The sequence below is a fragment of the Vicinamibacteria bacterium genome (assembly GCA_035570235.1).
Lineage (GTDB): Bacteria > Acidobacteriota > Vicinamibacteria > Fen-336 > Fen-336 > DATMML01.
Genome location: DATMML010000123.1, coordinates 64,539 through 77,902, shown reverse-complemented (window position 1 = coordinate 77,902; position 13,364 = coordinate 64,539). Strand labels below are relative to the sequence as shown.

Annotated in this window: 11 protein-coding genes; 5 read left to right on the top strand and 6 right to left on the bottom strand. The window is 69.7% G+C overall.

Features of this window, described 5'->3' with window-relative positions:
- Window positions 1-1,273 (top strand): PQQ-binding-like beta-propeller repeat protein (locus VN461_22210; protein HXB57492.1); only part of this gene is annotated, 1,273 nt, incomplete at its 5' end.
- 126 nt (window positions 1,274-1,399) lie between these two features.
- On the opposite strand, the gene VN461_22205 is transcribed toward VN461_22210, so the two are convergent.
- On the bottom strand, window positions 1,400-3,175 hold the full coding sequence (locus tag VN461_22205; protein ID HXB57491.1) for a DUF255 domain-containing protein: 1,776 nt from the start codon (window positions 3,173-3,175) through the stop codon (window positions 1,400-1,402).
- Window positions 3,176-3,328: 153 nt separating this feature from the next.
- Between VN461_22205 and pfp the strand changes: the two genes are divergently transcribed.
- The 3 genes from pfp to VN461_22190 all read left to right on the top strand — a co-directional run bounded on the left by pfp (window position 3,329) and on the right by VN461_22190 (window position 6,568).
- The gene (gene pfp, locus VN461_22200) at window positions 3,329-4,675 is read left to right on the top strand and encodes a diphosphate--fructose-6-phosphate 1-phosphotransferase (GenBank protein ID HXB57490.1); all 1,347 of its coding nucleotides are present in this window, start codon (window positions 3,329-3,331) and stop codon (window positions 4,673-4,675) included.
- Between the two features lie 54 nt (window positions 4,676-4,729).
- Window positions 4,730-5,941: a glycine C-acetyltransferase gene (gene kbl / locus VN461_22195; protein ID HXB57489.1), complete on the top strand. Its 1,212-nt coding sequence runs from the start codon at window positions 4,730-4,732 to the stop codon at window positions 5,939-5,941.
- Between the two features lie 96 nt (window positions 5,942-6,037).
- Complete coding sequence (locus VN461_22190) at window positions 6,038-6,568, top strand: CBS domain-containing protein (protein ID HXB57488.1); 531 nt, start codon at window positions 6,038-6,040, stop codon at window positions 6,566-6,568.
- On the opposite strand, the gene VN461_22185 is transcribed toward VN461_22190, so the two are convergent.
- The 3 genes from VN461_22185 to VN461_22175 all read right to left on the bottom strand — a co-directional run bounded on the left by VN461_22185 (window position 6,565) and on the right by VN461_22175 (window position 8,189).
- The gene (locus VN461_22185) at window positions 6,565-7,383 is read right to left on the bottom strand and encodes a cyclase family protein (GenBank protein ID HXB57487.1); all 819 of its coding nucleotides are present in this window, start codon (window positions 7,381-7,383) and stop codon (window positions 6,565-6,567) included. The two genes, VN461_22190 and VN461_22185, sit on opposite strands and share 4 nt — an antisense overlap.
- 249 nt (window positions 7,384-7,632) lie before the next feature.
- Window positions 7,633-7,860: a hypothetical protein gene (locus VN461_22180; GenBank protein ID HXB57486.1), complete on the bottom strand. Its 228-nt coding sequence runs from the start codon at window positions 7,858-7,860 to the stop codon at window positions 7,633-7,635.
- Window positions 7,857-8,189, bottom strand: a complete 333-nt coding sequence (locus VN461_22175; GenBank protein ID HXB57485.1) for a DUF2203 family protein — start codon at window positions 8,187-8,189, stop codon at window positions 7,857-7,859. The genes VN461_22180 and VN461_22175 overlap by 4 nt, the downstream gene beginning before the upstream one ends.
- A gap of 151 nt (window positions 8,190-8,340) precedes the next feature.
- Here VN461_22175 and VN461_22170 point away from each other — a divergent pair, with 151 nt between their 5' ends.
- Complete coding sequence (locus VN461_22170; GenBank protein ID HXB57484.1) at window positions 8,341-11,400, top strand: IPT/TIG domain-containing protein; 3,060 nt, start codon at window positions 8,341-8,343, stop codon at window positions 11,398-11,400.
- A gap of 25 nt (window positions 11,401-11,425) precedes the next feature.
- On the opposite strand, the gene VN461_22165 is transcribed toward VN461_22170, so the two are convergent.
- Window positions 11,426-12,496 carry a class I fructose-bisphosphate aldolase gene (locus VN461_22165; GenBank protein HXB57483.1) on the bottom strand — a complete coding sequence of 357 codons (1,071 nt, stop codon included), beginning with the start codon at window positions 12,494-12,496 and terminating at the stop codon, window positions 11,426-11,428.
- 14 nt (window positions 12,497-12,510) lie between these two features.
- Window positions 12,511-13,347 (bottom strand): transglutaminase-like domain-containing protein, encoded by an 837-nt coding sequence (locus VN461_22160; GenBank protein HXB57482.1) that lies wholly within the window; start codon window positions 13,345-13,347, stop codon window positions 12,511-12,513.
- Window positions 13,348-13,364: the final 17 nt, after the last annotated feature.

The following is a 13,364-nucleotide window of genomic DNA, read 5'->3' as shown; positions in this document are numbered from 1 at the left end:
CCTCTATTTAGCGCATCGGGAGGTGGGGAAGCTTGCGCCCCAAATCGACGGCAACAGCGTCAGCATCGGCCCGTTCAAGTTCTTGTACGACGCCAACACGAAGACTCTGAGCGGCACGATGCCCAGCAGGATCGTCCCCGTTTATGAGGTCCCGGTGAGCTTTCATCGCGTCGAGCACCTCGAGCTTCCGGAACGCCCGCCCCTGGTGGCCCCCCTGGCCTCGCCGGTCTGGACCTTCGATGCCGGTTCGCCGCTATGGCCGGGCGCCCGGTTCGCGGAGGGCACGGTCTACGCGGGTGCGGACGACGGACGCCTGCACGCCCTCGATGCGCGCTCCGGCCGCGAGCGCTGGTCTTTCCATGCCGGGGGGCCGATCCGCACGCGCCCGACCGTCGCCGGGGCGGACGTTTTCTTTCAAGCGGACGACGGGGTCCTCTACCGCCTGGACGCGCGGACGGGGGGCGAGCGGTGGCGCGTCAAAGTCGCCGAGAAGCCGAGCGTGCGCTCTGGCCCCGGCGATCCGAAGTCGCGTTTCGACGACTTCGGTGCGGATGTGATCGAAGCCGGGAACCGGCTCTTCGTGGGCACGCACGACGGACGCATGCTTGCCGTGGATCCTGCGCAGGGAAGGCGCGTTTGGGAGTTCGCGGCCCGGGACAGCGTGGTCGCGGCGCCCGCGGTCGATGCCGGCCGTGTCTTCTTCGGCAGCTTCGATGGCAATGTCTACGCCCTCGACGCCGCTCGGGGTCAACTCATCTGGAAGCACGATATGAAGGCGCCCGTCACCTCTACTCCGGCCATCCACCGCGACCTGCTTTTGATCGGCAGCCGGGCCTACGACTTTGAGGCGATCAAGGCCTCGAACGGCGAGACGGCATGGGCCCGCTACATCTGGTTCTCGTGGGTCGAGTCCACGGCGTCGGTCCGGGATGGGGTCGCTTACGTCGGTTCCTCAGATGCGGCCGCCCTCTTCGCTTTCGACGCCCGGAGCGGTCGAAGCCTTTGGCGGACGGACGTCTACGGCTGGGCCTGGGGCCTGCCTTCCGTTACCGACCGTCGCGTCTTTGTCGGAACCGCCGCTGAAACCGGCTACGTGATGGAACACCGCGCCGGTATCGTGGCCGTGGATCGAGGGAGCGGACGACCCGTGTGGCGCTACGAGGTCACGACGCCCCCCGCAGGGACCCATGGGTTTCCAGGCTCGTCCGCGGTCGGAGAGGATCTGGTGTTCTTCACGGGCCTGGACGGGCACGTCTACGCGTTCAAACAATAGGGGCCGGCTTGGCGCCGTCTCCAGGGGCCGCCCGACCTCCGGCGTCCCACGTCTGGCCCTCTCCTTCTGGCAGACCGCGACCATGTGCCCTCGAGCCTGAAGCGCCCCTAACAGAGACGAGGTCCCCTAGTTCCCTGTGCGCCTGGGGGCCGCGCGCCCCAGACGAGCGCGCAGCTCCTCCGGCGTGAAGGCGGGTGCGGAGCAGCGGCCCTCGGTACACAGAAAGGCCGCCGCATTCTTGAGCTCGGGGTAGGGCACGTCCGGATGGGGCAGGGGGCCGTCCCGCTTGTCCCACAGCTCGACGCGCTTGTAGGGGGAGGGTTCGGCGAGGGCGGCGGCCAGGAGGGCCCTGCTCGCAGGGTCGTCCTTCCCGCCCACCACGGTGAGATGGAGGGGCTCGACCCGGATCTCCCCGTCCGCGAGCAGGACGCCTCCGGTCTGCGGCCGGCGGGCGACCTCGGGCGCGGTCAGGAAGCCCAGCGCTCGCTCCGCCATCTTGCCGTGCTCCGCCCTCCCCGTATAGCGCGCGAGCAAGTTCGCGAAGCGGGCGAGGGCGATGTTCTCGTCGCGCTGGGGATGGGGCGGCTCGAAGCGGCTCGTCGACCGTGCGGTCAGGAAGCCGGGAGTTCCCTCCGCCCGGAAAGAGCGGTCGATGAACGCCGCCGCCACCTCCGCGTGCTCGAGCCAGGTCCGATCCCCGGTGGCGGCGTAAAGCGCTAGGAATGCTCGGCCCGCGGACAGGGTGTCCCCGAGGTAGGGGCCGGCGGCGTCGACCGCGTCGTGGCGGAAGCCGCCCCCGGGGAGGGAGCGCCTCTCCAGGATGAAGCGCGCCGCGCGCTCCGCCTCCTCCAGGGGCGCCGGATCGCCGGTGGCGGCGTGGAGGGCCACGAGCGAGTGGGTCGCCCAGGCCGTTTCCCGGCTGTAGACATGGGTGTCCACGCGGGGGAGCCCCCGCCCCCGCCGACCGGCGTCGGAGAGAGCGAAGTACTCCCCGCCGTGTTCGCCCGGTACGGGGTCCGCGTCCTGGCTCGTGTAGAAGCCACCCTCGGGGCTCAGGAGGAAGTCGCGCAGATAGCGGTGGATGTCCCGGGCCGCTTTCAAGTAGACGGGGTCGCGCCAGAGGAGATACGCCTGCGCATAGATGCGCAGGTTGTCGGTTTGGACGGCCATGATCTTCTCGAAGTGTGGATTCTCCCAGTTGCCGCCGTGGGAGTACTGGTAGACGCCGCCCCAGACGGGGTCGATGAGCTTGAGCTGCGCGTCCAGGGTCTGCCGGGCCCGCTGCTCCGCCCCTTGGTCGCCTTCCCGGGAGCGCAGCAGGGAGTACTCGACGGCATCCGAGTCCAGGAACTTCTTGACGAAGCCCCAGCCACCGTGTTCGGGGTCGTAGCGCGAGACGAGCAGGGTCTCAAGGTCCTGGCGGAGGGCGGGGGTGAGCGCGGCCTCGTTGGCGTAGGCGGGCTCGGCCTCGAGGCGGATGGACGGCCCGGGCGTGGGGTCATCGATGATCCCCTGCAGGAGCGAGACCATCCGGTCGGGGGGAATGTAACCCGAGAATTTCACGATCTCGGTGCCGCGGGGGTCGAACACGATCGTGGCCGGCCACCCATAGTCTTCGTACCGGTTGGACAAGTCGGGGCGGGCGTCCTGGTCCACCCTTACGGGGACGAAGCGGGCGCGGACGAGCTCGATCACCCGGGGGTCCCTGTAGGTCGTCTCCTCCATCACGTGGCACCAGTGGCACCAGACCGCGCCCAGGTCCAAGAGGACGTAGCGCTGCTCGCTCTGCGCCCGTGCGAAGGCTGCCTCCGACCACTCGCGCCAGGCGATGGCCTCTCCGCGTGCGGTTCCCGGGCCGGCCGCGAGGGAGCCCAGGACGAGAACCAACCCCAACCGGCTCATGCCCCCATTCTCCCGCCTCCTTTCCTACTACGCGCGGGAGGGCGGGCTGGATGTCGTGCTACGCTCAGGCGAGAGCCCCGCTTCCGGGGGCCCTGTCCGGCCCGCAGCACCCCAGGCCGCCCGTCCGGGGTAGCGGCCAAGAGGAGTTTTTCCGTGAGCAAGGAGAAGAAACTCGCGCTGCTCGTGGCCGGGGGGCCCGCCCCCGGCATCAACAGCGTGATCGGGGCCGCCACCATCCGCGGCGTCCTGGAGGGGGTGGAGGTCCTGGGTGTGCGCGACGGCTTCGAGTGGATCATGCAGGGCAACCTGGACCACGTCGCCCCCCTCACCATCGAGGAGGTCAGCCGCATCCACTTCCGGGGGGGCTCCTACATCGGCATCTCCCGGGCCAACCCCACCCAGGATCCCCAGCACCTGGAAAACACCGTGCTCTCCCTCCTCCGCCTGAACGTCTCCCAGCTCATCACCATCGGCGGCGATGACACCGCCTTCTCGGCCATGAAACTGGAGGAGAAGGCGGGTGGTCGCATCCAGGTCGTGCATGTGCCGAAGACCATCGACAACGACCTGGACCTGCCCGCCTACGTGGATACCTTCGGCTTTCAGACCGCGCGCCACGTGGGAGTGGACATCGTCAAGAACTTGATGGTGGACGCGAAGACCACCTCCCGCTGGTACTTCGTGATCGCGATGGGCCGCAAGGCCGGGCACCTGGCCCTCGGCATCGGCAAGGCGGTGGGGGCCACCCTGACCCTGATCCCGGAGGAGTTTTCGGGGCAGCGCCTGCGGCTGAAGAAGCTAGTGGACACCTTGGTGGGGGCCATCATCAAGCGCCTCAGCTACGGCCGCCGGGACGGCGTGGCCATCCTGGCCGAGGGGCTGGTCCTGAGCATCGACCCCGGAGATCTGGCCCAGCTCGAAGACGTCGAGCGGGACGCCCATGGCAATGTGCGCATCGCCGAAGTCAGCATCGGGGACATCCTGAAGGCCCAGGTCAGCAAGCGGCTCAAGTCCCTCGGCCTGAAGACCACCATCGTGGCCAAGAACATCGGCTACGAGCTGCGCTGCGCCGATCCAATCCCCTTCGACATGGAGTACACCCGCGACCTCGGCTACTGCGCGACCAAATCCCTGCTCTCGGGCGGGAACGCGGTCATGATCTCCATGCAGGGAGGGCACTTCGTGCCCGTGCCCTTCGCCAACCTCCTTGACCCCCAGACGGGCAAGACCCGGATCCGAGTCGTGGACGTGCATTCCACCCGCTACGCCATCGCCCGCCGCTACATGATCCGGCTCCGTCGTGACGACTTCCACGAGCCCCAGGAGCTCGCCAAGCTCGCGGCGACGGCGGGGCTCTCCCTGCAGGAGTTTCGGAACGAGTTCGGCTATCTGGTCGACGACGAGCCACCTCCCCTCGTCCTCGACCGGGATCGCAACGGCTTCCTGGAGGAGGCCACCGACCTCTCCGAGCACGGCCGGGATGGCGGCCCGGAGTCCTGACCGAGGCCCGCCCGCGCCAGGACCGGGCCGGGCCACATGTATACTGAGGGAGCGATGGACGCGGCCTTCCGCGATTTCCTCTCCGCTGAGCTGCAACAGATCCGCGACCAGGGGCTCTGGAAGGAGGAGTGGCCCATCCGGGGCTCCCAGGGCCCCGAGATCCGCGTGCAGGGGCGCGAGGGGACGGTCCTCAACTTCTGCGCCAACAACTACCTCGGACTCTCCAGCCACCCCGAGCTCCTCAAGGCCGCCCACCGGGCGCTGGACGAGTGGGGTTACGGCATGTCCAGCGTGCGCTTCATCTGTGGGACGCAGGAGTTGCACCTGGAGCTGGAGCGCAAGGTTGCGGCCTTCCTGGGCATGGAGGACGCCATCCTCTACGCGGCCTGCTTCGACGCCAACGGGGGAGTCTTCGAGCCGCTGCTGGGGGCCGAGGACGCCATCCTGACCGACCAGCTCAACCACGCCTCCATCATCGACGGGGTGCGGCTCTGCAAGGCCAAGCGCTTTGTGTACCAGCACGCCGACATGGGGGACCTGGAGGCGAAGCTGAAGGAGGCCGCGCCCGCCCGCTCGCGGCTGATCGTGACGGACGGCGTCTTCTCCATGGACGGAGACGTCGCACCCCTCCCCCGGATCTGCGACCTGGCCGAACGCCACCGGGCGATGGTGCTGGTCGACGACTCCCACGCCACCGGTTTCCTGGGGAAGACGGGGCGGGGCAGCGGTGAGCACTGCGGGGTCCTGGGGCGGATCGACATTCTGACCACGACCTTTGGGAAGGCCCTGGGGGGCGCGTCGGGGGGCTGCGTGGCCGCCCGCCGCGACATCATCGCCCTCCTCCGCCAGCGCAGCCGGCCCTACCTCTTCTCGAACACCCTGCCCCCGGTGGTGGTGGGGGCGACCCTGCGCGCGCTCGAGATTCTGGGCGCGAGCACGGAGCTACGGGACCGCCTGGAAGCCAATACCCGCACCTTCCGGGAGCGCATGAGCTCGGCCGGCTTCGAGATCAAGCCCGGGGCGCACCCCATCGTCCCCATCCTGTTCTCGCGTTTCACGCCCGACGACGCCCCCCTCGCCCAGCGCTTTGCCCGCGCTCTCCTCCAGGAGGGGATCTACGTCAAGGGCTTCTTCTTCCCGGTCGTTCCCCGCGGCCAATCCCGGATCCGTGTCCAGCTCTCGGCCGCCCACCGACCGGAGCACATCGATCGGGCGGTCGAGGCCTTCACCAAGGTGGGCCGCGCCCTCGGCGTGCTCACGGCTTAGGCGCGCCCGGGCCTCCGCCCCCTCAGAAAATTAAGGTTGACGTCGGGGTCTGGGCGGCCGTACTTTGCAGGCACCCAGGTTCTCGAGGAGGCGGGTATGGGCATCAGCGAATTCGACGACGCCTACGAGGACGATCACAGCCAGCGTGAGCGTCAGGAGCAGCGGCTCGGGGAGGCGATCCTCAACGCCCACATCCGCGCCCTCGAGCCCCGGCCCGCGGCCTCGGTCAAGGAGGGGGCGACCATACGCGAGGCGATCCAGCTGATGCTGGAGCGGGAAGTGGGCGCGGTGCTGATCGAGCGCGGCGGGCGGGCGGTGGGCATTTTTACGGAGCGGGACGTGCTCCGGCGGGTGGTCCGCACGGGCATTGATCAGAGCCGGTCGGTGAGCGAGGTGATGACGCCGGAACCGGAGAGCCTGGGCCCGGATGACGGCATCGCCTTCGCCCTGAACCGCATGATCTTACGCGGTTTCCGCAACATCCCCATCGTGGACGACGCCGGGGTGCCCCTGGCCATCCTCTCCCTGCGTGAGGTGGCCGCTTTCATCGTCTCCCTTTTGCCCGGCCGCGTGCTCAACCTGCCCCCGGAGCCGGGGCTGGAAGCCCGCTCCAAGGACGGGGGCTAGCGCGGAGGCAGAAGGGCCACGATCCGGAGGGGGCCGCCGGACCCCCCCGCGATCTTCATGGGCAGCGCTACGATCCAGGATCCCCGCTCGGGCAGCTCCTCGAGCCCGGCCAAATTCTCCAGCCCGGGAACCCCGGCCGCGGCCGCCACCTGGTGGACGATGAAATCCTTGGAGGGGCCGTAGTCGATGCTGGCCGTGTCCACGCCCAGGGCCCCGACTTTGCGTCGCTCGACCAGCAGCCGGACCGACTCCTCTCCGTAGGACGGGAAGTGGAGGTGGGAGGCGTCGCCGGGCGTGTCGTCCCCAAGGTAGCGGCGGCGGTCCGGCCAGCGCGCGCTCCAGCCCGTGCGCAGGAGCACGATGCTCCCCGCGGGTATGGGGCCGTTGCGGCCCTCCCACGCCTCAACCTCCGCCACGGTGAGCCGGTGGTCCGGATCCGCGGCCGCCTGCCGGCTCACGTCCACGACCAGGCCGGGGGCGATCAGCTGGCGCAGGGGTACCTGGTCCAGGCCCCGTCCCCCCTCCGCGAAATGTATGGGCGCGTCCATGTGGGTGCCGCCGTGCTCGGGGGCGCAGAAGGAGTTCGCGGCGTAAAAGAAGCCGGCTGGGGTCTTGCCGCGGTGGAGCTCGGTGAGCTTGAATCCGGAAGGGGCCGTGGGCCAGTAGAGGGTCGTCGTGTCGTAGGGGTGGGTCAAATCCAAGACCCGGGCGCGGGCGAGGTCGAGCTCCGCGCGCCCGGTGCCCTCCTGGCTTGCCGCTACCAGGGCGGCCACGAAGATCACGACCAGACCCGCCCCGCCGTCCTTGAGCCTCATCGGACACCTCCCGCCCGAGTTCGCGGGCGTTTTCTCGCGCGCGGTTGGCCCCGGGGATGATCGTGCTCCTCCCGGGGTCGGTCCCGAATTCTACGGCCGATCGAGGGCCGAGGTCCTGAGGATGACGACCGCCCCTCTCCGCCTCCCAACCATCGCCCGAGCGCCGGCGAGGAGACATTCGGCGTCGCTCCTCCGAGCGCAGACGCCGCTTCCTGGGAGCCAAGAGGCCCCCGGCAGGGGAGGCCCCGCTCAGCGCAACCAGTAGCGGCGGTAGTAGTGGTCGGGCCCCGCGATCTGCGAAGGCTTGGGGGCCCTTCGGAAGGCGGCTTCGATACGCTGGCCCAGGTCGTCCAGGTGCTCGAGGACGTCGAAGAGCGCACCCACGGCGAAGAGAGTGACAAGGGCTCCCCCCACCACCACGAAGGGCACGGCAACGATGAACAGGAACTGGAGCACGGGCAAGATTCTTTCGCTCACTGGATGCGCATACGGCCTTGAAAGCCGTCCTCGTAGGAGTGGTAGAACTGCAGGCCGTCCTCCGGGTAGCGCCAGCAGTAATATCCGGATCCGTTGTCGAAGTCCACGAGCCAGATGCCCTTGGCTTCCAGACCCTCTTTGCCCAGCCTGCGCGCCCAGGAGAGGACGATCTCCTCGATCCGGGTCCGGACCTCGGGTGCGGACCTCTCGCTGGCCAGGGCCTCGACCTGGTTGTGGGCCTCCTCGGTCAGGCGTCGCACCTCTGGCAAGAGCGCCACCGCCTGTTCGTACGAGAAGATCTTCTTTTCCGCCAGGTGTCCGTTGGTCATGCTTTGGAGCGGGAGCCTGCCGCCTTGCCCTGCCCGCCGCCGCGTGATTATACCAGAGCGCCAGGGGAGCCGGGGGCGCGGCGGTCCTGACTGGTCATCACGACCGTCCGCCCCGGTGGTAGGATGACTGCAGCTCACGAGCCCGGAGTGAATGATGTCCGACGTTCCCTTGCGCCTCGCTTCGCTCATGGTCCTGGGGGGCGCCCTCCACGGGAAGCACTTCGACCTTGAGGACCTCGTCGACGAGATCCTGATCGGCTCCGACCCCGACTGTCGTCTTCAGGTGGACATGCCGGGCGTGAGCCCCATCCACGCCCGGGTCTGGGTGGACCTCGAGGGCGCCGTCCTCCATGACACGCACAGCCCGCGAGGGCTCTACGTGAACTTCGAACGCGTGGAAGGCAAGGCAAACCTCCAGGACGGCGACATGATCTGGCTGGGGCCGCCCCAGGAGCCGGGCAGCATCATGATTCAGTGCCACTTCGAGGAGCGGAGCGTCGATGGGGTGGGCGCCCTCCCCGAGGTCGAGGAACCCGTGCCCGCCGACGAGCCTGTGACCACCCTCGAGGAGCCCGTGACCACCGTCGACGAGCCGCTGGGCATCCTCCCCGAACCGGAGGTGGAGAGCGCCCGCTCCTCGTCCCCCGCGCCGGGACTCGACGAGTTCTTGATCATGGAGGCGCCCCCCGCACCCCCCGCACCGCGCGCCGCACCGCCCGCGGCGGTGCCGCCTGCCCCCGAGACCGAGTTCGTGGTGTCGGGCTTCGAGGCTGAATGGCCGGAGGTCCGGACGGGCCCCGCCGCCGCCCCCCACGAACCGGCAGCGCAGTTGGCGGCCACCGCATTCGTGGGCGGTGGGGGCGAGGATCCCTTCTTCGTGGAGGACTCCCCGCCTCCACCCGAGGCGGCACCCGCACCCCCCGTGGACGTGGGCTTCTTCTTTGACGACTCCTTCCCCTCGCCGCCCGCAGGGGAAAAGGAGCCCGCGGCTCCGGTCGAGCCGGCGCAGGCCAAGCCCGAGCCGGTCGCGGGGGAGAGCCTGTCGTTCGACTCCGAGGAGGTCTTCTTCGGTGAGCTCGCGGAGCCTGCTCCTCTCTCTCCGGATCAGGATCAGGGCCCCGCCGCGGCGGCTCCACCCCCGACGCCCGCCCCGCCCACCCCCACGCCGCCGGCGCCCGCTCCGCCCGCCGCTTCCCTATCCCCTCCCCCCGTCCTCAACAAGCCCGTCGCTCCGCCCAAGAGCGCTCCCGAGCCCAGACCGGAGGCGGCGCACGCCCCTCCGGCCCGCTCGACCCCTCCCCCCCGTCCGGCCCCGCCCGTCGCTCCCTCCGCCCGCCCGGCCCCCCGCCGCGAGGCGCCGCCCCCGGCGGGGCGCGCGGAGCGACCCTTGCCCCCTCGGGCGCGGGCGAAACCGGCCGGCGGAGGCAGCAAGTACGCGGGCCTGGCCGCCCTCGCCCTCGTGGTTGTGGCGGGAGGGGGGTTCCTGGCCTGGCGTCAATTCGGCGCCGCCCGGCTGGACGCCGTCGAGCCCACGCGCGTCCGCGTCGGGCAGGCCGTGGTCCTCCGGGGCAAGCATTTCTCCGCCGAGCTGCGGGGGAACGAGGTCCTCTTCGGAGACCGGGCGGGAACTGTGGTGAAAGCCACCGAGAGTCGCCTGGAGGTGGAGGTGCCGGACGTGACGGCCGCGGCCGGCCAAGATGTGCGGCTGCCCGTGCGGGTTCGCTCCGGGAGCGGGGAGTCCCGGGCGATCGAGATCAGCATCTACCAGGGACCCACGCTCCACGGGATCTCGCCCGACGTGGCCATGCCCGGCGAGGAGGTGGTCGTCGCGGGCGTGGGCTGGGGGGCGGGGGCGACCGTGCGCTTCGGCGCGCTGCCGGCGGAGGTCCTGGACACCAAGGAGAACGCGATCCGCGTGCGCGTGCCCCCCGTGGCGGGGGGCCCCGGAACCTCGGCCCCCGTGGTCGTGGTCATGGGGGTGGCCGAGTCCAACCCCGCCCCCTTCTTCGTCGGGCACGTGCCCCTCGTCATCCAGGCCGAGCCGCGGACGGTCGCCCCGGGCGACCTAGTGGTCCTTAGCGGTCGCAGCTTCCAGCGCGACCGCGCCCGCAACAACGTCCAGGTCGGGGGGGCCCGCGCGCTCGTGCTCTCCGCCTCCGACTCCGAGCTCAAGGTGGTGGTGCCTCGCCTCGCCGGCGGCGGGGGGGAGCGGGTGCTGGAGGTCCGGGTGCCGGGCTCGGAGTACGTAGGCCGGATCACCCTGACCGCCGCCCCCGTTCCGGAAGAGGTGGACCTCCATTTCGTGGCCGAGCCCTTCGATGGCGCCCCCGGCCGAGACCACGCGGTTCTCGCGACCGGCCTGGGGCCCGCCTTCGTGCTGGCCGCCTCTGGGGGCCGCTCCGCGGCCGAGCGCGCGGTGGAGGCGGAGCGGCGCTTGAACGACGCGGCCTCTGCCATCAAGGCCTCCCGCGACGTGACCTTCGAGGTGCGCCAGCAGGATGCAGGGCCGGCCCTGGCCCTGGCCGGTCGGCCCGAGCTCCTGCTCGAGGTGACGGAAGAGGACGCGGCGGCCTACAACGAGGACTGGACCGGCCTGCGGGGCCGGGGGGGGCCGGTTTCTCCCGCCCGCCTGGCCCGGTGGTGGGAGGCGGTGGCCCGAGACCTCGTCCTCATGCTGGTCCGGGGCGAGAAGCCCCAGCACGCGGCCACCCTCGCCCCGGAGGGGCGCGTGCTCCAGGACATCTTCCAAGGCGCCCAGAAGACGGGTCGGGCCGGCATCTCGGCGCAGGTCTTGACCAGGCCCGCCCTCCGCGACGGCCTTCGACTCCTGGCCTACCGGGTGCCCCCCTCGGTCGTGGGCCCCGCGGGAGCGGTCGCCCCCAGCGCCGTCCCCTCCGCGGCCGGGCCTCCCCCTCTGCAGCTCGAGGGGTCGTGGGTCGGGACCGAGACGGAGGGTGGGACCCAGCGCTACGTGACCGCGGTCTTCCGAAAGAACAGCGGAGGCATCTCATACGAGGGATCGGTGACCCTGACCGTGCCCCTGATCACCCTGGAAAAGCCGCAGAAGGACAGCGTGCGCTACAGCCTGATGGTCCGCGGGGGCATGCGTTATTACGTCGGCAAGTGGGACGGTCAGGCGCTCAGCGGCAAGATCACCACGGACGCGGAGGGGGCCGAAGCGGTGGGAACCTTCCAGCTGCGACCCCGCTGACCGCGGGCGGTAATACTCTCCTCGCTTACGCGATCGTGATCTCCTTGCAGAGGTAGACGTCTTGGATCGCGTTCAGGAGCTTGACGCCCTCGGCCATGGGGCGCTGGAAGGCCTTGCGGCCGGAGATGAGGCCCATTCCCCCCGCCCGCTTGTTGATGACCGCCGTCTTGACCGCCTCCGCGAAATCATTCTCGCCGGAGGCGCCGCCCGAGTTGATGAGCCCGGCGCGTCCCATGTAGCAGTTCACGACTTGGTAACGGGTGAGGTCGATGGGGTGGTCGGTGGTCAGCTCGGTGTAGACCCGCTTGTCGATCTTGCCGTAGGGGTTCTCTTTGGTGTTGAGCGCGTTGTAGCCGCCGTTGTTTTCGGGAAGCTTCTGCTTGATGACGTCGGCCTCGATGGTGACCCCGAGGTGGTTGGCCTGCCCGGTGAGGTCCGCGGATAGGTGGTAGTCCTTGTCCTTCTTGAAGGCGGGGTTGCGCAGGTAGCACCAGAGGACCGTCGCCAGGCCCATCCCGTGCGCGATCTCGAAAGCCCGGCTCACCTCCGTGATCTGCCGCGAGGACTCCGGGGAACCGAAGTAGATGGTGGCCCCCACCGCCACCGCTCCCATGTCCCGGGCCTGCTCCACGTTCGCGAAGAAGATCTGGTCGAACTTGTTGGGGTAGGTGAGAAACTCGTTGTGGTTGAGCTTCACGATGAAGGGGATCCGGTGGGCGTACTTCCGGGCCACCGCCCCCAGCACTCCGAGGGTGGAGGCCACCGCGTTGCAGCTCCCCTCCAGGGCTAGCTTCACGATGTTCTCGGGATCGAAGTAGGCGGGGTTCTTGGCGAAGGACGCCCCCGCGGAGTGCTCGATGCCCTGATCCACGGGCAGGATGGACAAATACCCCGTCCCCGCCAGGCGGCCGTGGGTGAGGAGCTGCTGGAGGCTGCGTAGGACGGGGGTAGGGCGGTCGGAAATCCCGTGAACCCGGCTCACGAAGTCCGGGCCGGGGAGGTGGAGGGCATCCCGGGAGACGCCCTGGCACCGGTGCTCGAGCAGGGAGCGCGCGTCTGCACCCAGCAGGTCTTCGATGGCCTTGATCGTGCTCATGTCCGCCTCCATGGTCAGTTCAGCCGCGCCGCTCTCCGCCTCAGGTCGACGAGCTGGTCCCGGACCTCCGATGCCTCGGGCGCCCGGGGGACGAGGGTCAGGAAGGCCTCGAAGTCCCGCACGGCTAGGCCGTAACAATCGAGGGCCGCGTAAAGCACGCCGCGGTCCCGCACGTCCTCTGCGCTGCCGGGGTTGACCGTCAGAAGGAGCTCCACCGCGCCCAGAGCGCGGGGGTGGTCCCCTTGTTTGAAATAGATGGTCTTGAGGTTCCGGAGCGTCCGCTCCAGGATGTCCTTCCGGCCGCAGGGGGCAAGCATGCCGTCCTCCATCTTCAGTCGACCCCCGAAGATGCGGTCCAGGCGCTGCTGGCAATCGCCTTCGGAGAGCAGGGCCCCTGCGTAGAAGGGGTCGATGAGGATCGCATGTGGCCCCGCCCGTACGCGGACGATGAAGTGGCCCGGCAGGCCCACCCCCTCGACCCGGAGCCCGGCCCGCCGTGCCACCTCCATGTAGACCGTGGAGAGCGAGATCGGAATCCCGGTCCGCCGGTCCAAAACCTCGTTGAGGTAGCTGTTGCGAGGGTCGTAGTACTCCTCGGCGTTGCCGTGGAAGCCTTCTTCCTGGAAAAGATAGCGGTTGAGGGCCATCACCGCCCGTTCCGGCCGCGGCTCGTCGGCCAGCCGCTCGCGAAGCGCGGAGCCCATGCTGTCCAGTCGGGCCAGGTAAGCGGGCACGTCCAGTCCGGGATATTCCTCGCAGGCTATGAGCAGGGAGGCTTCCGCAAGGTCCACGGCCGCGTCAGGCCGGGCGAGGATGTCGCGGAACTGGCGGCGCGAGCTGGAATCCGTCAACCAAAAGCCCTCTGCGG